This is a genomic window from Microbacterium sp. 16-032, assembly GCF_041079455.1.
GTDB classification, from domain to species: domain Bacteria; phylum Actinomycetota; class Actinomycetes; order Actinomycetales; family Microbacteriaceae; genus Microbacterium; species Microbacterium testaceum_A.
The window spans coordinates 164,847-185,286 of record NZ_JBFYGQ010000007.1 but is presented as its reverse complement, the minus strand read 5'-3'; the positions used below and the strand labels follow the sequence as shown (position 1 = coordinate 185,286).

Here is a 20,440-nt window from a genome sequence, read left to right as displayed (position 1 = left end):
CTCCTTAGCGGGAGAGGGCCGGGCCGACGGGGAGGTCGGCGGTCGGGCCGGGGGTGACGAGGTCGAGGAAATGGGCGGTCATGCGGTCGGGATCGGGTCGCGTCCCGGTGATGAGGGCGAAGGCGTCGACCGCCTGGTGGACCGCCATGCGTCCGCCGCTGAGGGTGCGGCATCCGCGCTCGCGCGCGGTGACGAGGAGTTCGGTGTCGAGGGGCCGGTAGACGATGTCGGCGACCCACAGCTCGGGCCGCAGCAGGTCGGCGTCGAGGGGGAGTCCCGGGTGCTGGGCCATGCCGACGGGGGTGCAGTGCACGAGGCCGTCGGCGTCGGCGAGCACGGCGGGCAGGTCGGTGGGGGAGGCGGTGTCGACGACGGCGAGCGGATGCCGTGCGGCGAGGTCGTCCGCGAGGCCCCGCGCTCGCGACGGGTCGAGATCGACGATGCTCAGCCGGGCGGTGCCCAGGCGCAGCAGCGCGTCGGCGACGGCCGACCCCGCCCCGCCGGCGCCGAGCTGGACGACGTGCCGGGTCTCGGCATCCGGGAGCCCGTCGGTGAACGCGGCGGCGAAACCGGTCGTGTCGGTGTTGTGTCCGACGCGCCCGGTGGGGGTGAAGAGCACGGTGTTGACCGCGCCGAGGGCCGCGGCGACCGGATCGATGCGGTCGAGGTGGGCGAGCACGCTCTGCTTGCAGGGGTGGGTGACGTTGACGGCGTCGTAGCCGAGACGTTCGGCCCAGGCGAGCACGTCGCCGATGCGGTCGGGGTCGATGCCGAGAGCGGTCAGATCGAGCGGGCGGTAGACGTAGGTGAGCCCGAGCGCACGGGCCTCGGCCATGTGCATGGGCGGCGTCAGCGACGGGAGCACGCCCGTGCCGATGAGGCCCACGAGATAGGGGTGCGAGTCGATCACGGTACTCCTTCGTCTCCGCGTCACCGGCTTATGTACTAACCGGTACGTTCAGAGGAAACCACGGTCGCGCCGTGGTGTCAACGACAAGATTCCGCATGCCGTGGACCCGGGGCGCCGCGCGGGTATCCGGTGGCTTCGACGGGCCCAGCCACCCGTGTCGCGAGATCCCTGAGCGTGCCGAAGGGTCCGGGGACCGACATGCCCCCTCCGTGCGATCAGCGCGCGGGAGCCGTGAGCCAGCCGACGACCACGTCGCCGATCACCGCGCGCAGGTGCGGGCGGCGGTCGGGGGAGGAGAGGTCGACGTCGAACAGGTGCCCGAAGGTGTACCGGTTCGCGACCTGGAACACGCAGTAGGAGCTGATCACGAGGTGCACGTCGATCGCGTCGACGTCGGCGCGGAAGATGCCGTCGGCGCGGCCGCGCTCGAGGATCTCGTCGAGCAGACCCTTGGCCGGTTGCGACAGGGTGCGCAGCCCCTCGATCTGGCGGATGAAGGTGCCGCGGTGGATGTTCTCGATCGCCACGAGACGAATGAAAGCGTCGTGCCCGACGTGGTGGTCGTAGGTCAGCTCCGCGAGGGCGCGGATCGCGTCGACCGGGTCGGCGTGATCGACGTCGATCGAGCGCTCGGCCTCGCGGATCCCGCGGTACGCCTCTTCGAGGACGGCCCGGTAGAGCCCCTCTTTGCTACCGAAGTAGTAGTAGATCATCCGCTTCGTGGTGCGCGTGCGGGCGGCGATCTCGTCGACGCGGGCGCCCGAGAAGCCGTCTTCGGCGAACACCTCCGTCGCCACCGCGAGCAGTTCGGAACGCGTGCGTTCGGCGTCTCGACGTGCCTCGGCCATGGCTTCAACCTACTGGACGGGGGGAGTGGACCCCGTTTGTACTAACTGGTACATTCGGCCGCCATGAGGACCTCGATGGCGACCGTCTGCATCAGCGGCACCCTGGCCGACAAACTCCACGCGTGCGCCGACGCCGGTTTCGACGGCGTCGAGATCTTCGAACCCGACCTGCTGGCGGCCCCCGAGAGCCCCGAGGAGATCGCCGCGCTCGCGGCCCGCTTGCACCTCACCCTCGACCTCTACCAACCGATGCGCGACGTGGAGGGCGTCGACGAGGTCGCGTTCTCCGCCGTTCTCCGCCGCGCCGAGGCCAAGTTCCGTCTCATGAACCGCCTCGGCATCGACCTCGTGCTGTGCTGCAGCAACGTCGCGACCGCGACGATCGACGACGACGAGGTGTCGGCCGGGCAGTTGCGCCGGCTCGGAGACCTCGCACAGAGGCACGGCATCCGGATCGCCTTCGAAGCCCTCGCGTGGGGCCGTTTCGTCGACGACTACCGCCGCGCCTGGCACATCGTCGAGCTCGCCGCTCACCCCGCGGTGGGGGTCTGCCTCGATTCGTTCCACATCCTCTCTCGCGGGCACGACCCGGCCGACATCTCCCGGATCCCCGCCGAGAAGATCTTCTTCGTCCAACTCGCCGACGCCCCGCGCCTGAGCATGGACGTGCTCTCGTGGAGTCGCCACCACCGCCTCTTCCCCGGCGAAGGAGACTTCGACCTCGTGGACTTCACGGCGAGGATCGTGGATGCCGGGTACTCGGGCCCGTGGTCGCTCGAGGTGTTCAACGACACCTTCCGACAGACCGACGCGCTGCGCACGGCCCGCCACGCGCGGCGGTCGCTGCGCTGGCTCGAAGACGCGGTGGCGCGCGCCCGACCGACGGCGCCGGCCGCGCTGCGCATGCTTCCCGACTCCGCGGCCCCCTCGGGGGTGGACTTCGTCGAGATCAAGGCGGAGGACACCTCCGCGGTCGAGGAACTCCTAGGGCAGCTCGGCTTCACCTCTCGCGGGCGCCACCGTACGAAGCCCGTGATCCTCTGGACCGCCGGGAACGCGCGCGTCGTGCTGAACGAACAGCACGCGCGGGGATGGGAGCCGCGACTCGCGGCGATCGGTCTCGAGGTCGACGACGCCGAAGCGGTCGACCTACGCATGGACGAGCTCCGCGTGCCGCGCGCCTGGCGCCGCACTTACGCGAGCGAGGAGCGACTCGACGGCGCCGTCGCTCCCGACGGCACCGAGGTGTACTGGGCCCAGGCCGCCGACGAGGGCGAACCGGCGTGGGTCGCGGAGTTCGAGCACGGCGAACCCGAACGCCCGAGCGAGGTGATCGGCGTCGACCACGTGAGCCTCTCGCAGCCCTGGCAGGCGATCGAAGAAGCCACCCTCTTCTACACCGCCGGGTTCGCCCTGCGCGTCGACAGCAGCACCGAGGTGCCCGGGCCGCAGGGCCTCGTCGCCAGCCGCGTGCTCGGCGCCCCCGGCGGCGGAGTGCGACTGCCCCTCAACGTCGCACCGCCGATCCTCGCGGGCGAGCGCGCCGGCGCCGCCCTGCCGCAGCACGTCGCGTTCGCCTGCACCGACGTGCGCGCCCTGGCGCGCGCCGCACGGGCGCGGGGTTTCGTCCCCCTCGCGATGCCCCGCAACTACTACGACGACCTCGCCGCACGGTTCGAGATGACGGATGCCGCGGTCGACGAGCTGCGCGAGCTGCATCTCGGCTACGACCGCGACGCCGCGGGCGAATACCTGCACTTCTACACGCGCACGATCGGCGAAGTGTTCCTCGAGTTCGTCCAGCGCGTGGACGACTACGCCGGATACGGCGCGGGGACCGCCCCGGTCCGCCTGAGCGCGCAGGGTCGGCGCTGATAGCGTGCCGAGCATGACCACGCCCCGCCGCCTGCTGCTCGTCAACGGTCCGAACCTCAACCTGCTCGGCACCCGGCAGCCCGAGATCTACGGTCGCGACACCCTCGCCGACGTCGAGCGCGTGACGAGCGAGGCAGCGGCTCGTCACGGCCTCGAGGTGCGCGCCGTCCAGAGCAACCACGAGGGCGTGCTCATCGACGAGATCCACGCCGCGCGGCTCGACTGCGCCGGGATCGTCATCAACGCCGGAGGGCTGACGCACACCTCCGTCTCGTTGCGCGACGCCCTGGCATCCGTCGACCTTCCCGTTGCCGAAGTGCACATCTCGAACATCCTCGAGCGCGAGAGCTTCCGACACTTCTCGTACATCCACGACGTCGCCGCGGTGCACGTCATCGGCGAGGGAGTGCCCGGCTACGCGCGCGCCGTCGACCTCCTCGTCGAGGTGATCTCGGGTCTCGCAGACGGCTGACGGCGGGGATCGCGTAGACTCTGACGTCGGGCTCTCGCCCACTTCGACTCACGAAACGGAATATCGGCACTCATGGCATCCACCGCAGACATCAAGAACGGCGTCGTCCTGAACATCGACGGTCAGCTCTGGAGCGTCGTGGAGTTCCAGCACGTCAAGCCCGGAAAGGGCGGCGCGTTCGTCCGCACGAAGCTGAAGAACGTCATGAGCGGCAAGGTCGTCGACAAGACCTTCAACGCCGGCGCCAAGATCGAGACCGAGAACGTCGATCGCCGCGACTTCACCTACCTGTACAACGACGGCGACGGCTTCGTGTTCATGGACGTCGCCGACTACGACCAGATCACGGTCGGCGCGGCCACCGTCGGCGACGCCGCGAACTTCCTGCTCGAGAACCAGCAGGTGCAGATCGCCCTCAACAACGGCAACCCCCTCTACGTCGAGATGCCGCCGTCCGTCATCCTCGAGGTGACGTACACCGAGCCCGGCCTGCAGGGCGACCGTTCGTCGGCCGGCACCAAGCCCGCCACCGTCGAGACCGGCTACGAGATGCAGGTTCCCCTGTTCCTCGAGACCGGCACGAAGATCAAGGTCGACACTCGCACCGGCGAGTACCTCGGCCGCATCAGCTGACCTTGAGCGCCCGTACCAAAGCGCGCAAGCGCGCCCTCGACATCCTCTTCCAGGCAGACGTCCGCGGCGAAGAGCTCGCGATCATGCTCGCCACCGAAGCGAAGCGCGCCGCCTCCGAGCCCGCCCGCGAGGCCTCGTGGCTCTACGCCCGCGACATCGTCGACGGAGTGATCGACAACCGCGACGCGATCGACGAGCAGATCACCACGTTCGCGAAAGACTGGTCGCTGCAGCGCATGCCCGCCGTCGACCGTGCGCTGCTGCGCATGGGCACGTGGGAGATCCTCTACAACGACGAGGTCCCCACCGCCGTCGCGATCGACGAAGCGGTGGAGCTCGCGAAGGAGTTCTCGACCGACGACTCCGGCTCGTTCGTGCACGGCGTGCTGGCGCGGATCGCGCGCTCGTCCTGAGCCCTATCGACGTGTCTCGACGCGGCCCCGACCCTCGGTCGGCGGTCGCGTCGCGTCGTTTCCCGAGCGGGGCGGATGCCGCGCACGTGCGGATCGGCGGACTGGCGGTGGGTCGCAGAGTTCGGCTCCGTCGCGATTCTTCGACTGTGGACGCTGTCGGCGCCGAAGACAGCGAAAAACTCGCGTTCACGCGCGTCAGACCGTTTCTGCGTGTGGCGGGGGCCGCTGCGCGCCGCGCGGACGGGCGTCGATGTCGGAGGTCCGCGGAAGGATCGCGGCGTGACGTCGTGGCGTGAGCTGATCCCCGCGAGCGGCGCCGAGCCGCACGCGGCGCTCGCGCTGGGCATCGAGCTGCGCCAGCGCGAGGCGTACGACCCCGCACGGTGGGAAGCCCGCGCGGTCGTTCCCGTGACGCCGCGTCTGCTCGCACAGCGGCAGGACGACCTGCAGCTCGCTGCCCGTCCGCTCGTTCGCGGGGCGCGCGACGCCTGGATCCGGGCGGATGCCACGTGGGAGACCGTACGACGATCGGCGGGGCGGTTCGACCCGGCGCACATGCAGTGGTTCGCCGAACTGTTCGCCCTCGCCCAAGCGTTCCGGACCACGGGACCCTTCGCCCCGGCCGGCGACACGGTGGCCCTCGACGCCGTGACCTCGCCCCTGCTGTGGCCGCACCTGGACGCGGCGGCGGAGCTCGGCATCCCGATCGTGTCGATGAACCCCCAGCAGAGCGTGCGTCTCGCGGGCGAAGCGACCGCACGGGTCGCGCTCGACGCCGTGGGTGGGGGAGCGTTGCGCATCTCGGCCGACCTCACGCTCGAAGGCGACACCGTCGACGCGACGCGAGCGCGCGCGATCGGCGAGTCGGGACTGTTCGTGTTCGAACTCGACCGCGACCCCGTGCCGATCGTTCTCGCGCCCGTGGCGTTGCCCGCACCCCTCCCGACGCTCCTCGGCACCGCGGGCGTCGATGTGCCGCGCACGGAGGCCGACGAGTTCGTCGCCGAGGTGTACCCGCGACTCGCACGGCGCGCGCCGCTGTCGGTCGGAGCAGGGGTCCCGGCCCCGCCGCCCGATCGCCCGGCGCTCGAGGTCGCGGTGGCCTACGCCGATGACGACGTCGCCTATCGACTCGAGTGGGTGTACCCGGGTGCTCGTCGCGTCGCGTACGACGCGACCGACGACGCCGAGCGCGACCTCCGCGCCGAGGCTCAGATCGGCGAGCGGTTCGAGACGGCGTGGATGGCGGCATCCGACCTCCCCGTGGCGCCCCGCGCGAACCTGCACGACGCGGATGCCGCCGTGTTCGCGACCCGGGTGCTCCCCGCGATCGACGTGCTCGACGAGGTGCGGGTGCGCACGACCGGCACGGCGCCGACGTTCCGCGAGCTGAGGGGTGACCCGTCGCTGCGGATCACGGCGGTCGAGTCGCTCGATCGCGACTGGTTCGACCTCGGCATCGTCGTGACGATCGAGGGGCGCACGATTCCGTTCGGCACGTTGTTCTCGGCGCTCTCGCGCGGGCGCACGCGCATCAAGCTCTCGGACGGCGCATGGTTCTCGCTCGCGCATCCGGCCCTGCAGCGGCTTCGCGACCTGCTTGAAGAGGCGGCGGCGCTCGACGAGTGGGAAACCGGTCCGCGGCTTCCGCGCACGCACCTCGCCCTGTGGGCGGAGTTCGAAGACCTCGCCGACCAGTCCGAGGCAGCCGTCGAGTGGCGCGGCCTGGCGCGCGCGTTGCGGGCAGTCGCCGAGGTGCCCGAGGTGCCGACCCCATCCGGGTTCCGCGCCGAGTTGCGCCCGTACCAGCGCGAGGGTCTGTCGTGGCTCGCGCTGCTGCACCGGCACCGGCTCGGCGGGATCCTCGCCGACGACATGGGTCTCGGCAAGACCCTGCAATTTCTGGCCCTGATCGCCCATGCGAAGGCCGCGGGGGAGCGGCGCCCCTGGCTCGTCGTCGCGCCCACCTCGGTCCTGCCGACGTGGCGAGACGAGGTGGCGCGCTTCGCACCCGACCTGCGGGTCGCGATGGTCGAGGCGACGGCCGTTCGCCGACAGTCCGCGATCACCGACATCGCGGGGGGCGTCGACATCGTGGTGGCCCCCTACGGGGTCGTGCGGGCGGATGCCGCGGAGTTCGCCGAACCGCACTGGGCGGGCGTCGTGCTCGATGAGGCGCAGTTCGTGAAGAACCCCGCGACGCGTATCCATCGCGCGATCGCGGCGTTGCAGACCGACGCGGTGTTCGCGGCGACCGGGACGCCGATCGAGAACGGTCTCGACGACCTGTGGGCGCTGCTCTCACTCACCGCTCCGGGGCTGTTCCCCTCGATCCGGCAGTTCCGCGAGGACTACACCCGGGCGATCGAGCAACTGCCGTCCGATGCCCCCACCGCGCTGTCGGCGGCCGCGGCGAGCGCGCACCGCGAGAAGACGCTCGATCGTCTGCGCCGTCGGGTGCGGCCGTTCCTGCTGCGTCGCACGAAGGACGTCGTGGCATCCGATCTGCCTCCCAAGCAGGAGCAGGAGATCGCGGTTCCCCTCGGTCCCGCGCACCAGGAGCTGTACGACCGTGTGCTGCAGCGTGAGCGGCAGAAGGTGCTCGGGTTGCTCGACGATCTCGATCGGCAGCGCTTCATCGTCTTCCGCTCGCTGACCCTGCTGCGCATGCTGGCCCTGGCCCCGGGTCTCGTCGACGACCGCGACGCGCATCTGGGCTCGGCGAAGCTCGACGTGCTGCTCGACCGTCTCGTGGAGGTGGCGGCCGAGGGGCACCGTGCGCTGGTGTTCAGTCAGTTCACGTCGTTCCTCGATCTGGCTGCGGAGCGACTGGATGCCGCGGGTCTCGCGTATGCGCACCTCGACGGGTCAACGGCTCGCCGAGGCGAGGTGATCGACGGGTTCCGCAAGGGGGATGCTCCCGTGTTCCTCATCAGCCTCAAAGCCGGCGGTTTCGGTCTGACCCTCACCGAGGCCGAGTACGTGTTCCTGCTCGATCCGTGGTGGAATCCCGCCGCCGAGAATCAGGCGATCGATCGCGTGCACCGCATCGGTCAGACCAAGAGCGTGTTCGTGTACCGCCTCATCGCCGCGGGAACGGTCGAAGAGAAGGTGCGAGCGCTGCAGCACCGCAAGGCGGCTCTGTTCGACGCGGTGATCGATGATGAGGACGCGTTCGCCGCAGCCCTCGACGCGGACGACATCCGGGGCTTGCTCGGGCCGTGACCGGGGTGCCGGCGTCCGATCATGGCGCGCTCCGCGGTCGGGCGAGGTGTCGCGGGATGCGCGGGAAGCGGCATCCGGGATCTCAGCCGAGCTCGCCCGTCAGGAACTGCGCGGTGCCGTGACCGAACGACCAGTCGGCGTCGCCGTTCTCGGTGATGCTCACGACGAGGTCCTCCCCGCCGATGTCGAGGCGGTCCTTCAGGTGGCGAGCGAGAGCGCGGTACAGGGTGACCTTCGCGTCCTCGGTGCGCGCTTTCGACGCGAGTCGCACGATGACCAGGCGCTCGCTCCGCGTGATCCCGAGGCCGGTATCGAGGGCGACGAGCTCGAACGGTTCGTGCTGGGTGAGGATCTGGTAGCGGTCCGCGTCCGGGACGTCGAACGCTTCGACGACGGCATCCTGCACGACATCCATGAGGGTGCGGAGTTGCGTCTCGTCGTACTGTCCGCGGATGGTGTCGATCATGACCAGGGGCATCGTGAATCCTTTCGTCGGTTCGTCGGGCACGGTACTCCGCGACGGTATGGAGGCGGGCGGCTTGACGACGACATCTCGACACCCCTGCACTCCCCGGGCTCTCGCAGTCGCCCCCGCGTAGACTCGTGTGGTTCGCCAACGACACAGGAGCGACATGAAGATCACCGGCCTCGGCCACGCGGGAATGTTCATCGAGACGCGCGGCGGCAGCATCATCTGCGACCCCGTCATCGGTCCGAGCTTCTTCGGCTCGTGGTTCCCGTTCCCCGACAACCGCGCCCTGGACTGGGAGCGCTTCGGCGCGGCGGACTTCCTGTACATCTCGCACCGCCACCGCGATCACTTCGATCCGGCGATGCTCGAGCGGTACGTGTCGAAGGACATCAAGGTGCTGCTCCCCGAGTACCCCACCGATGACCTCGAGCAGGACCTCATCGCGCTCGGCTACACCAATCTCGTTCGCACCGAAGCGGGCGTTCCCCTGCAGTTCGGCGAGCTGAAGCTCATGGTGACGCCGCTGCGCGCGCCCTCCGACGGACCGATCGGCGACTCGTCGCTCTCGCTCGACGACGGGACCGCCTCGATCCTGAACCAGAACGACTCGCACCCGCTCGATCTCGAGAAGCTGTTCGACTTCGGCAAGCCCGACGCGTACTTCACCCAGGTGTCGGGTGCGATCTGGTGGCCGATGGTCTACGACCTGCCGCAGGACGCGAAGCAGAACTTCGCCAAGCTCAAGCGCGACGCGCAGAACAAGCGCGCGATGTACTACATCGACAAGGTCGACGCCGAGCACGTGTTCCCGATGGCGGGTCCGCCGATGTTCCTGCGCGAGGAGCTGTTCCGTTACAACGGCACCGGCATGGACGACGACTCGATCTTCACCGACCAGCGCGAGTTCCTCGCCCACATGAAGGAGCAGCGTCCCGACCAGAAGGGGTACCTGTTCCTTCCGGGCACCGAGGTCGAGGTGCAGGGGTCGGATGTCACGGTCACCCAGACCGTGTACACGGATGCCGAGATCGAACGCGTCTTCGGCGACAAGTGGAACTACCTGGCCGAGCAGCGCGACAGCCGCCAGGCCGAGGTCCAGGCCGAAGAGGCGACGCGTGCCGAAGTCATCCCGCCGGCCGAGATGCTCGCTGCTCTGAAGGAGTGGTGGGAGCCGCTGCTGCGTCGCGCCCGCACGATCCGCAACGGCGTGGGCGGCATGGTGCGGTTCCGCATCGGAGAGCTCGACATGGTCGTGGATTTTCCGAAGGCGAAGCTGCGCGAGTACGCCGGCGAGGAGTGCATCTACTGGTACACGATCCCCGCCGATCTCGTGTCGACGAACATCCGCGATCACGAGATCGACTGGTCGAACTCGATCTTCCTGTCGATGCAGTTCGAGGTGGGTCGTTCGGGCAAGTTCAACGAGTTCCTGACGACGTTCCTGAAGTGCCTGTCGCGCGACCGCATCGAGTACGTCGAGAACTGGTACGCCGAGCAGTCTGACCAGACCGAGGATGCCGAGATCGACGGCTGGACCGTTCAGCGTCGGTGCCCGCACCTCCGTGCCGACCTGACGAAGACCGGAAAGATCGAGGACGGCGTGCTGACCTGTTCGCTGCACGACTGGAAGTGGGACCTCGCCTCGGGCCGGTGCCTGACGACCACCGGTCACCCGATCCGCTCGTCCCGCGTGCGCACCACCCCGAGCGGAGAGCGCGCCGCCGCCGAGGTCGCTGCGGGCTGACACCACGGACGTGAGTTCTCGCGACCTCCGGCGGCGGCGGCCCTCACGCGCACGAGAGCACCCGAACCGCGCGAGGCGACATGCGGCGTGCAGGCCGGGACGTACGACCTCGACACGCACGTGTGCTGTCGGGCTCGGCGGCACCGCACCGTCCGCGCGCCACGCGAAGGCCCGCTCCGGCAGCTAGACTGGAAGTCGAACCACAGCAACCTTTAACCCCGTCCCGTGAGGCGGAGAAGGGAGCGGCGGATGAATACGCGCACCGTCATGCACGATGCCGATATCGCCCGCGCTTTGACGCGCATCTCGCACGAGATCCTGGAGTCCAACAAGGGACCGGAAGGACTCGTCCTCCTCGGCATCCCGACCCGCGGCGTCACGCTCGCGAACAGGATCGGCCCCCTCGTCAGCGACTTCGGCGGCGCAGCCGTGCCGGTCGGCTCGCTCGACGTGACGATGTACCGCGACGATCTGCATCGCAATCCCACGCGGGCACCGCGCCGCACCGAGATCCCCGCCGGCGGCATCGACGGCAAGGTCGTCGTGCTCATCGACGACGTGCTGTTCTCGGGTCGCAGCATCCGCGCCGCCCTCGACGCGCTGCAGGACATCGGTCGCCCCGCCGCCGTGCGCCTGGCGACGCTGATCGACCGCGGCCACCGCGAGCTGCCGATCCGCCCCGACTTCGTGGGCAAGAACCTGCCGAGCGCCCGCGACGAGCGCGTCAACGTGCGCCTCGCCGAGATCGACGGCATCGAGGAGGTGACGATCGAGTCATGAGGCACCTTCTCGACACCCAGCACCTCTCGCGCGCCGACGCGCTCGAGATCCTCGACGTCGCCGAAGACATGGCCGACACGCAGCGCCGCGAGGTCAAGAAGCTCCCCACGCTGCGGGGCAAGACCGTGGTCAACCTTTTCTTCGAGGACTCCACCCGCACGCGCATCTCTTTCGAGGCCGCCGCCAAGCGCCTCTCCGCCGATGTCATCAACTTCTCGGCGAAGGGCTCGAGCGTCAGCAAGGGCGAGTCTCTGCAGGACACGGCGCAGACGCTCCAGGCGATGGGGGCGGATGCCGTGGTCATCCGCCACGGCGCGTCCGGCGCCCCGCGGACCCTGGCGACCTCCGGCTGGATCAGCGCCGGCGTGGTGAATGCGGGCGACGGCACCCACGAGCACCCGACGCAGGCCCTGCTCGACGCCTTCACGATCCGCAAGCGCCTGTTCGGCGACGACAGCCGCGGCCGCGACCTCGACGGCATCCGGGTCACGATCGTCGGTGACGTGCTGCACTCGCGCGTCGCGCGCTCGAACGTGTGGCTGCTGCACACCCTCGGCGCGCATGTGACGCTGGTGGCTCCGCCGACGCTGGTGCCGCAGGACGTCAGCCGTTGGCCCGTCGAGATCGACTTCGACCTCGACCACGCGATCGCGGCCGGTCCTGACGCGCTGATGATGCTGCGCATCCAGCTCGAGCGGATGTCCGCGGCGTATTTCCCGACTGAACGGGAATATTCCCGCCGCTACGGCCTGGACGCGCGGCGTTTGCAGGCTCTACCGGACGGTAGCATTGTCCTGCACCCCGGCCCCATGAACCGGGGTCTGGAGATCTCCGCCGAAGCCGCCGATTCGCCTCGCTCGACGGTGCTCGAGCAGGTCACGAACGGTGTCTCCGTGCGGATGGCCGTTCTGTACCTGCTCCTGGCGGGTGAACGGCCCCACACCGAGAAAGAGGACCTCCGATGAGCCACGCCCCCGCTCAGACCCTTCTGGTGCGCGGCGCGCGCATCGAGGGCCGGGATGCCACGGACCTCCTCGTCCGCGACGGGATCATCGCCGAAACCGGCTCCGGTCTCTCGCACGCGGGTGCGACGGTCGTGGACGCCGAGGGTCTCGTCGCCCTGCCGGGCCTCGTCGACCTGCACGTGCACCTGCGCGAGCCCGGGTATGAGGCATCCGAGACGATCCTCACCGGTTCGCGGGCCGCCGCCGCCGGTGGATTCACCACCGTCTTCGCCATGCCGAACACCTCTCCGGTCGCCGACACGGCGGGCGTGGTCGAGCAAGAGCTCGCCCTGGGCGAGGCCGCCGGCTACGTGCACGTGCAGCCGATCGGCGCCGTGACCGTGGGGCAGAAGGGCGAGCGCCTCGCCGAACTCGGCGCCATGGCCGACTCCCGCGCCCGCGTCCGCGTGTTCAGCGACGACGGCTTCTGCGTCTTCGACCCGCTGATCATGCGGCGAGCGTTGGAGTACGTGAAGGCGTTCGACGGCGTCATCGCGCAGCACGCGCAGGACCCGCGCCTCACCGAGGGCGCGCAGATGAACGAGGGCGCCGTCTCGGCCGAATTGGGCCTCACCGGCTGGCCGGCCGTCGCCGAGGAGTCGATCATCGCGCGCGACGTGCTGCTGGCCGAGCACGTCGGCTCGCGCCTGCACGTGTGCCACCTGAGCACCGCGGGCTCGGTCGACATCATCCGCTGGGCCAAGAAGCGCGGCGTCAACGTCACCGCCGAGGTCACCCCGCACCACCTCCTGCTGACCGATGAACTCGTGCGCGACTACGACGCACGGTTCAAGGTCAACCCGCCGCTGCGCCGCGAAGAAGACGTGATGGCCGTGCGCGAGGGTCTGGCCGACGGCACGATCGACATCGTCGCCACCGACCACGCCCCGCACCCCGCGGAGGCGAAGGCCTGCGAGTGGGCGGCCGCGGCGAACGGCATGGTGGGCCTCGAGAGCGCGCTGCGCGTCGTGCACCACGCCATGGTCGAGACCGGCCTGCTCGACTGGGCCGACGTCGCCCGCGTGATGTCGGCGAACCCCGCCCGCATCGGACGCCTCGACGGACACGGCACCCCCGTGGCCGCGGGGCAGCCGGCGACCTTCACGCTCTACGACCCGCGCCCCTCCCGCATGTTCGGCCTCGACGACCTGCGCGGTCGCAGCACCAACTCGCCCTACCTCGGCCGCAAGCTGCCCGGCGAGGTGCGCTGGACCGTGCGCGCCGGCGTCCCGACCGTCGTCGACGGTGCCGTGCTCGACGCTCCCGGGGTGCTCGCATGAGCCGCGAGGGCGCCCTCGTCGTGATGATCGGCGTGGCCCTCGTGCTGCTGGCCGTGCTCGCGTGGGCCTGGGTGCGACGAACGCGGCGCGATGCGCGCTACACGGCTCCGGTGGGGGAGCTGCCCGCAGACGCCGTCGAAACGGCGGTGTTCTCGGGGCTCTACGTCGCCACGACCCGACACGACGAGCCGCTCGAACGTCTCGCCATCAAGGGTCTCGGCTTCCGCTCCCGCGTCGACGTCACGGTCACCTCGGCCGGCGTCGCCCTCGACCTGCAGGGCCAGCCCCGCATCGCGCTCACCCGCGACCGCCTCGTCGACGCAGCTCAAGCCACGGTCGCCATCGACCGCGTGGTCGAGCGCGACGGCCTGACGCGCGTCAGCTGGCGCATCGACGACGACACGATCGTCGACACCTACCTCCGTCCTCAGGAGGCCTCGGCCAAAGCACTGGCCGACGCCATCCGCCCCCTCACCTCGACAGGAAGCGACGCATGACCGCCCTGATCCCTTCCTCGCGCCTCTCGCGCGACCCGGCCGTCCTCGTGCTCGAAGACGGCACCCGCTACACCGGCCGCGCCTACGGCGCTCGCGGCGAGACCCTCGGCGAGGTCGTCTTCGCCACCGGTATGACCGGTTACCAGGAGACGATCACCGACCCCTCGTACGCGGGCCAGATCGTCCTGCAGACCGCGCCCCACATCGGCAACACCGGCGTGAACGACGAAGACCCCGAGTCGCGTCGCATCTGGGTCGCCGGCTACGTCGTGCGCGACCCCTCGCGCATGGTGTCGAACTGGCGCGCGAACCGCTCGCTCGACGACGCGCTCGTCGAAGACGGCATCGTCGGCATCTCCGGCATCGACACCCGGGCCGTCACCCGCCGCATCCGCTCCGAGGGCAGCATGCGCGGCGGCGTCTTCTCGGGCGAGGCCGCGAACCTCGACGCCGACGAGCAGCTGCGCCGCGTGCGCGAGGCCCCGGGCATGGCGGGTCGCAACCTCTCCGCCGAGGTGTCGGTCAGCGAGGTCGAGGTGACCCCCGCGACCGCGGAGCGTATCGGCAACCTCGCCGTGCTCGACCTGGGCGTGAAGCAGTCCACGATCGACAACCTCGCCGCGCGCGGTTTCGACGTGCACGTGTTCCCGCAGTCCGCGACGATCGACGAGATCCGCGCGATCGAGCCGGTCGCGGCGTTCTACTCGAACGGCCCCGGCGACCCCGCGGCATCCGATCAGCACGTCGAACTGCTGCGCGCCGTGCTCGGCGACGGGCTGCCCTTCTTCGGCATCTGCTTCGGCAACCAGCTCCTTGGTCGCGCCCTCGGCTTCGGCACCTACAAGCTGCCCTTCGGTCACCGCGGCATCAACCAGCCCGTGCTCGACAAGACCACCGGTCGCGTCGAGATCACCTCGCAGAACCACGGCTTCGCGGTCGAGGCGCCCCTCGATCAGATCGTCGACAGCCCCGCCGGCTTCGGCCGCGTCGAGGTCAGCCACATCGGCCTGAACGACAACGTGGTCGAGGGCCTGCGCGCCCTCGACATTCCGGCGTTCAGCGTGCAGTACCACCCCGAGGCCGCCGCCGGCCCGCACGACGCCAACTACCTGTTCGACCGCTTCCGCGACATGGTGATCGCGACCCAGGAGACCAAGACCAATGCCTAAGCGCGACGACATCCACTCCGTCCTCGTCATCGGCTCCGGCCCGATCGTCATCGGTCAGGCCTGCGAGTTCGACTACTCCGGCACCCAGGCGTGCCGCGTGCTGCGCGAAGAGGGCGTGCGCGTCATCCTCGTCAACTCCAACCCGGCGACGATCATGACCGACCCCGACTTCGCCGACGCGACCTACATCGAGCCGATCACCCCCGAGGTCATCGAGTCGATCATCGCCAAGGAGAAGCCGGATGCCGTTCTCCCCACCCTCGGCGGACAGACCGCTCTGAACGCGGCGATCCAGCTGCACAAGCGCGGCATCCTCGAGAAGTACGACGTCGAGCTCATCGGCGCCGACTTCGACGCGATCAACCGCGGCGAGGATCGCCAGATCTTCAAGGAGCTCGTGCTCGAGGCGGGCGCCGACGTCGCGGCATCCGTCATCTGCCACTCGATGGACGAGCTGCTCGCCGGCGCCGAGAAGCTCGGCTACCCGCTGGTCGTGCGCCCGTCGTTCACCATGGGCGGCCTCGGCTCGGGCTTCGCGTACGACGAGGCCGACCTGCGCCGCATCGGCGGCGCGGGCCTGCACGACTCGCCCACCAACGAGGTGCTGCTCGAGGAGTCGATCCTCGGGTGGAAGGAGTACGAGCTCGAGCTCATGCGCGACACCGCCGACAACACGGTGGTCGTCTGCTCGATCGAGAACGTCGACCCGGTCGGCGTGCACACCGGCGACTCGATCACGGTGGCGCCCGCGCTGACCCTGACCGACCGCGAGTACCAGAAGCTGCGCGACATCGGCATCGACATCATCCGCGCGGTGGGCGTCGACACGGGTGGCTGCAACATCCAGTTCGCCGTCGACCCGAAGACGGGCCGCATCATCGTCATCGAGATGAACCCGCGCGTCTCGCGCTCGTCGGCGCTGGCGTCGAAGGCCACCGGCTTCCCGATCGCCAAGATCGCCGCGAAGCTCGCGATCGGCTACCGCCTCGACGAGATCCCGAACGACATCACCAAGGTGACCCCGGCGAGCTTCGAGCCCACGCTCGACTACGTCGTGGTCAAGGTGCCGCGCTTCAACTTCGAGAAGTTCCCGGCCGCCGACACCACGCTGACCACCACCATGAAGTCGGTCGGTGAGGCGATGGCGATCGGCCGCAACTACACCACGGCCCTGCAGAAGGCGCTGCGCTCGCTCGAGAAGCGCGGGTCGAGCTTCCACTGGGGCGAGGAGTCGCGTTCGGTCGACGAACTGCTCGAGATCGCGATGACTCCGACCGACGGCCGCATCGTCGTGCTGCAGCAGGCGCTGCGCAAGGGCGCGACGCCCGAGCAGGCGTTCGACGCCACGGCGATCGACCCCTGGTTCATCGACCAGATGGTGCTCATCAACGAGGTCGCGGAGTTCATCGGCGCAGCCGAGAGCCTGGATGCCGACACCCTCCGCGTCGCGAAGGAGCACGGTTTCAGCGACGCCCAGATCGCGCAGATCCGCGGGCTCGACGAGACCGAGGTGCGCGAGAGCCGCTACGCGCTCGACGTGCGCCCGGTCTACAAGACGGTCGACACCTGCGCGGGGGAGTTCCCGGCCCTCACGCCGTACCACTACTCCTCGTACGACGCCGAGACCGAGGTCACGCCCTCCGACCGCACGAAGGTCGTCATCATCGGCTCGGGCCCCAACCGCATCGGTCAGGGCGTCGAGTTCGACTACTCGTGCGTGCACGCCTCGTTCGCCCTGTCGGACGCCGGTTACGAGACCGTCATGGTCAACTGCAACCCCGAGACCGTGTCGACCGACTATGACACCTCCGACCGCCTGTACTTCGAGCCGCTGACGCTCGAGGACGTGCTCGAGGTGCTGCACGCCGAGAGCCAGTCGGGCACCATCCTGGGTGTCGTCTGCCAGCTCGGCGGGCAGACGCCGCTGGGCCTGGCCAAGGGGATCGAGGCCGCGGGCTACACGATTCTCGGCACCAGCCCCGAGGCGATCGACCTCGCTGAGGAGCGCGAGCTGTTCTCGCGCCTGCTCGACGACGCCGGTCTCGTGGCGCCCCGTAACGGCACCGCGATCGACGTCGAGGGCGCCGTGACCGTGGCCGAGGAGATCGGCTACCCCGTGCTGGTGCGTCCGAGCTTCGTGCTCGGCGGGCGCGGCATGGAGATCGTCTACTCGACCGAGGCGCTGCGCGATTACTTCGTGCGCGTCGCCGACCAGGCGATCATCGGACCCGGCCTCCCGCTGCTCGTCGACCGCTTCCTCGACGACGCGATCGAGCTCGACGTCGATGCGCTGTTCGACGGCACCGACCTGTACATCGGCGGCGTCATGGAGCACCTCGAGGAAGCCGGCATCCACTCCGGTGACTCCTCGTGCACCCTCCCGCCCGTGTCGCTCGGTCGCACCGAGGTCGACCGCGTCCGCGAAGCGACCCTCGCCATCGCGAAGGGCGTGGGCGTGCGCGGCCTGCTGAACGTGCAGTTCGCGATCTCGGCGGGAGTCCTCTACGTCATCGAGGCGAACCCGCGCGCGAGCCGCACGGTGCCGTTCGTGTCGAAGGCGCTGGGCATCCCTCTCGCCAAGGCCGCCAGCCGCATCATGGCCGGAAACACGATCGCCGAGCTCATCGCCGAGGGCATGCTGCCCGAGCAGGACGGCTCGCGCGTGCCGCTCGACGCCCCCGTCGCCGTCAAGGAGGCCGTGCTGCCGTTCAAGCGGTTCCGCACCGCCGACGGGCACACGGTCGACTCGGTCCTCGGACCCGAGATGCGTTCGACCGGTGAGGTCATGGGCATCGACCGCGACTTCCCGACCGCGTTCGCGAAGTCGCAGGAGGCCGCGTACGGCGGCATGCCGACCTCGGGAACCGTGTTCATCTCGGTCGCCGACGCCGACAAGCGCGCCGTGATCCTGCCGGCCCACCGCCTGCAGGAGCTCGGCTTCTCATTGCTCGCGACCGAGGGTACCGCCGAGATCCTGGCGCGCAACGGCATCCGGGTGAAGGTCGTCGAGAAGTACTCCGAGACGCAGGGGTCCGACCAGCAGAACGTGGTCGACCTGATCAACGCGGGGGAGATCGACATGATCGTCAACACCCCCTCGGGCGGCACGGCCCGTGCCGACGGCTACGAGATCCGCGCCGCGGCCGTGGCCGCCGACAAGGCCCTGTTCACCACGATGGCCGTTCTCGGCGCCGCGGTGAGCGCCCTGGGTGCGATGAAGAACGGCTTCGAGGTGCGCAGCCTGCAGGAGCACGCCTCGGATCGCGCGGGACGCCTGTGAGCGAGACGTTCGGTCAGCGGCTCTCCGCCGCCCTCGGCCTGCACGGCGCTCTGTGCGTCGGCATCGACCCCCACGCCGCACTGCTGTCGGCGTGGGGGCTGGATGCCACGGCCGAGGGCGCGCGGGAGTTCGGCCTGCGCACCGTCGAGGCCGCCCGCGGCCGGGTCGGCGTGGTCAAGCCGCAGGTCGCGTTCTACGAGCGCTACGGCTCCCGCGGATTCGCGGCGCTCGAAGACGTGATGGCCGCGGCCCGCGACGCGGGGCTGCTCGTGATCGCCGACGCCAAGCGCGGTGACATCGGCACGACCATGGAGGGCTACGCCCACGCCTGGCTCGCGCCCGGTTCTCCCCTCGAAGCGGATGCCGTGACCCTGTCGCCCTACCTCGGCGCCGACTCGCTGCGCGAGGCGCTGGCGCTGGCCGTGCACCAGGGCAAGGGCGCGTTCGTGCTGACCGCGACGAGCAACCCCGAAGCTCGGGCTCTGCAGAGCGCGATCGTCGACGACGCCCTCGCGGTGGGCGACCACGAGTTCGTCGCCGCGCGCGTGGCGCACGACGTCAATCAGGCCAACATCGGCGCCCCCGGGGCGCTGGGTCCGATCGGCGTCGTGGTCGGCGCGACCGTCGACCGGTCGGCATTCGGATTGAGCGACATGGCTCTGGCGGGCATGCCGATCCTCGCTCCCGGCTTCGGCGCGCAGGGGGCAGCGCCCGCCGACCTGCGCCGGTTGTTCGGGTATGTGGCATCCGCCGTCGTCGCGAACGAGAGCCGCAGCATCCTCGCGGTCGGACCCGACCGTCTCGCCGCCCGTATCGATGAGCGTGCCGCGCTCTACCGGGAGTCTTCGAATGGCTGAAACCCGCCGTCCGCCCGAGGTCGACCGCGCAGCCGCCTCGCGCCGCGCCGTCGAGGCCCGTCGCGAGCGCGCCGCGCTCAAGCGCGACGTGTCGACCCGTGTGATCTCGCCGCAGGAACTGCTGCGCCGCGGCCTCGCCGACCCGCTGTCGGCGGCCGGGGCGATGCGCGTGACCGAGTTCCTCACCGCGATCCCCGCGATCGGCGAGAGCAAGCGCGATCGCATCCTCGCCTCCCTGTCGATCTCTCCGGTGAAGCGCCTCGGCGGTCTCGGCACGCGGCAGCGCGACGCACTGCGGCAGTACCTCGACTCGCGCTGGCCGGAGCCGGGCCCCCGAGAGGGTCGCAGTCGCCTCATCGTGCTCGCCGGCCCCACCGCCGTCGGCAAGGGGACGGTCGCCGCCCACATCAAAGCGAACTACCCCGAGATCCACCTCTCGGTGTCGGCGACCACCCGGTCGCCCCGCCCCGGCGAGGTCGAGGGGGAGCACTACTACTTCGTCGACGACGCCGAGTTCGACCGTCTGGTCGCGGCGGGGGAGTTGCTGGAGTGGGCCGTCGTGCACAACAAGAACCGCTACGGTACCCCGCGCGCTCCCATCGAGCGCGTGCTCGCCGAGGGCGGCACGGCACTGCTCGAGATCGACCTCCAGGGCGCGCGCCAGGTGCGCGCGGCCGACCCGTCGGCGACCCTAGTGTTCCTGCTTCCGCCGAGCTGGGACGAGCTCGTCCAGCGCTTGGTCGGACGGGGGACCGAGGATGCCGAGGAGCGCGCGCGACGCCTGCGCACGGCCCGCGTCGAACTCGCCGCGCAGAACGAGTTCGACTATCGCGTCGTGAACGACGAGGTGGCTCACGCGGCCGCCCAGGTCGTGGCGCTCGCCTCGGCGCAGCACTGATCCGACCCACCCGACACCCCTCGGCACAGGCCGCGCCGGCGTCGGCTAGAATAAGAGGATGCTTCGGCGCTCGAGCGCCGCAT

General features: G+C 70.0%; 17 protein-coding genes. 14 read left to right on the top strand and 3 right to left on the bottom strand.

Features of this window, described 5'->3' with window-relative positions:
- Positions 1-4 precede the first annotated feature (4 nt).
- Both AB6V31_RS15800 and AB6V31_RS15795 read right to left on the bottom strand, forming a co-directional pair.
- Positions 5-910 (bottom strand): shikimate dehydrogenase, encoded by a 906-nt coding sequence (locus tag AB6V31_RS15800; RefSeq protein WP_369366785.1) that lies wholly within the window; start codon positions 908-910, stop codon positions 5-7.
- A 215-nt stretch (positions 911-1,125) separates the two neighbouring features.
- A complete protein-coding gene (locus AB6V31_RS15795; protein WP_056231733.1) occupies positions 1,126-1,758 on the bottom strand; it encodes a TetR/AcrR family transcriptional regulator in 633 nt (210 codons plus the stop codon).
- A 63-nt stretch (positions 1,759-1,821) separates the two neighbouring features.
- Between AB6V31_RS15795 and AB6V31_RS15790 the strand changes: the two genes are divergently transcribed.
- From AB6V31_RS15790 to AB6V31_RS15770, 5 genes are all read left to right on the top strand, one after another.
- On the top strand, positions 1,822-3,633 hold the full coding sequence (locus AB6V31_RS15790) for a sugar phosphate isomerase/epimerase and 4-hydroxyphenylpyruvate domain-containing protein (protein ID WP_056231737.1): 1,812 nt from the start codon (positions 1,822-1,824) through the stop codon (positions 3,631-3,633).
- 13 nt (positions 3,634-3,646) lie between these two features.
- Entirely contained in the window at positions 3,647-4,105 is a 459-nt protein-coding gene (locus AB6V31_RS15785) for a type II 3-dehydroquinate dehydratase (RefSeq protein ID WP_369366784.1), read from the top strand.
- A 72-nt stretch (positions 4,106-4,177) separates the two neighbouring features.
- Positions 4,178-4,738, top strand: a complete 561-nt coding sequence (gene efp, locus AB6V31_RS15780; protein WP_056231743.1) for an elongation factor P — start codon at positions 4,178-4,180, stop codon at positions 4,736-4,738.
- A gap of 2 nt (positions 4,739-4,740) precedes the next feature.
- The gene (gene nusB / locus AB6V31_RS15775; RefSeq protein ID WP_056231746.1) at positions 4,741-5,151 is read left to right on the top strand and encodes a transcription antitermination factor NusB; all 411 of its coding nucleotides are present in this window, start codon (positions 4,741-4,743) and stop codon (positions 5,149-5,151) included.
- A gap of 279 nt (positions 5,152-5,430) precedes the next feature.
- Positions 5,431-8,376 (top strand): DEAD/DEAH box helicase, encoded by a 2,946-nt coding sequence (locus tag AB6V31_RS15770; RefSeq protein WP_369366782.1) that lies wholly within the window; start codon positions 5,431-5,433, stop codon positions 8,374-8,376.
- Positions 8,377-8,458: 82 nt separating this feature from the next.
- Here AB6V31_RS15770 and AB6V31_RS15765 read toward each other — a convergent pair whose 3' ends face one another.
- On the bottom strand, positions 8,459-8,854 hold the full coding sequence (locus AB6V31_RS15765; protein ID WP_369366780.1) for a tautomerase family protein: 396 nt from the start codon (positions 8,852-8,854) through the stop codon (positions 8,459-8,461).
- Positions 8,855-9,008: 154 nt separating this feature from the next.
- On the opposite strand from AB6V31_RS15765, the gene AB6V31_RS15760 reads away from it, so the two are divergent.
- The 9 genes from AB6V31_RS15760 to gmk all read left to right on the top strand — a co-directional run bounded on the left by AB6V31_RS15760 (position 9,009) and on the right by gmk (position 20,357).
- Positions 9,009-10,592, top strand: coding sequence for a Rieske 2Fe-2S domain-containing protein (locus AB6V31_RS15760; RefSeq protein WP_369366779.1), 1,584 nt, complete (start codon positions 9,009-9,011; stop codon positions 10,590-10,592).
- A gap of 249 nt (positions 10,593-10,841) precedes the next feature.
- Positions 10,842-11,372, top strand: a complete 531-nt coding sequence (gene pyrR, locus AB6V31_RS15755; protein WP_056231760.1) for a bifunctional pyr operon transcriptional regulator/uracil phosphoribosyltransferase PyrR — start codon at positions 10,842-10,844, stop codon at positions 11,370-11,372.
- Positions 11,369-12,337 carry an aspartate carbamoyltransferase catalytic subunit gene (locus tag AB6V31_RS15750; protein WP_056231763.1) on the top strand — a complete coding sequence of 323 codons (969 nt, stop codon included), beginning with the start codon at positions 11,369-11,371 and terminating at the stop codon, positions 12,335-12,337. Before pyrR ends, AB6V31_RS15750 begins: the two co-directional genes overlap by 4 nt.
- On the top strand, positions 12,334-13,656 hold the full coding sequence (locus AB6V31_RS15745; protein WP_369366777.1) for a dihydroorotase: 1,323 nt from the start codon (positions 12,334-12,336) through the stop codon (positions 13,654-13,656). The genes AB6V31_RS15750 and AB6V31_RS15745 overlap by 4 nt, the downstream gene beginning before the upstream one ends.
- Entirely contained in the window at positions 13,653-14,153 is a 501-nt protein-coding gene (locus tag AB6V31_RS15740) for a hypothetical protein (RefSeq protein WP_056231769.1), read from the top strand. Before AB6V31_RS15745 ends, AB6V31_RS15740 begins: the two co-directional genes overlap by 4 nt.
- Positions 14,150-15,322, top strand: coding sequence for a glutamine-hydrolyzing carbamoyl-phosphate synthase small subunit (carA, locus tag AB6V31_RS15735; RefSeq protein WP_056231771.1), 1,173 nt, complete (start codon positions 14,150-14,152; stop codon positions 15,320-15,322). The genes AB6V31_RS15740 and carA overlap by 4 nt, the downstream gene beginning before the upstream one ends.
- Positions 15,315-18,602: a carbamoyl-phosphate synthase large subunit gene (gene carB / locus AB6V31_RS15730; protein WP_268103960.1), complete on the top strand. Its 3,288-nt coding sequence runs from the start codon at positions 15,315-15,317 to the stop codon at positions 18,600-18,602. The genes carA and carB overlap by 8 nt, the downstream gene beginning before the upstream one ends.
- A complete protein-coding gene (gene pyrF / locus AB6V31_RS15725; RefSeq protein ID WP_268103959.1) occupies positions 18,599-19,459 on the top strand; it encodes an orotidine-5'-phosphate decarboxylase in 861 nt (286 codons plus the stop codon). The genes carB and pyrF overlap by 4 nt, the downstream gene beginning before the upstream one ends.
- On the top strand, positions 19,452-20,357 hold the full coding sequence (gene gmk, locus AB6V31_RS15720; RefSeq protein WP_369366773.1) for a guanylate kinase: 906 nt from the start codon (positions 19,452-19,454) through the stop codon (positions 20,355-20,357). The genes pyrF and gmk overlap by 8 nt, the downstream gene beginning before the upstream one ends.
- Positions 20,358-20,440: the final 83 nt, after the last annotated feature.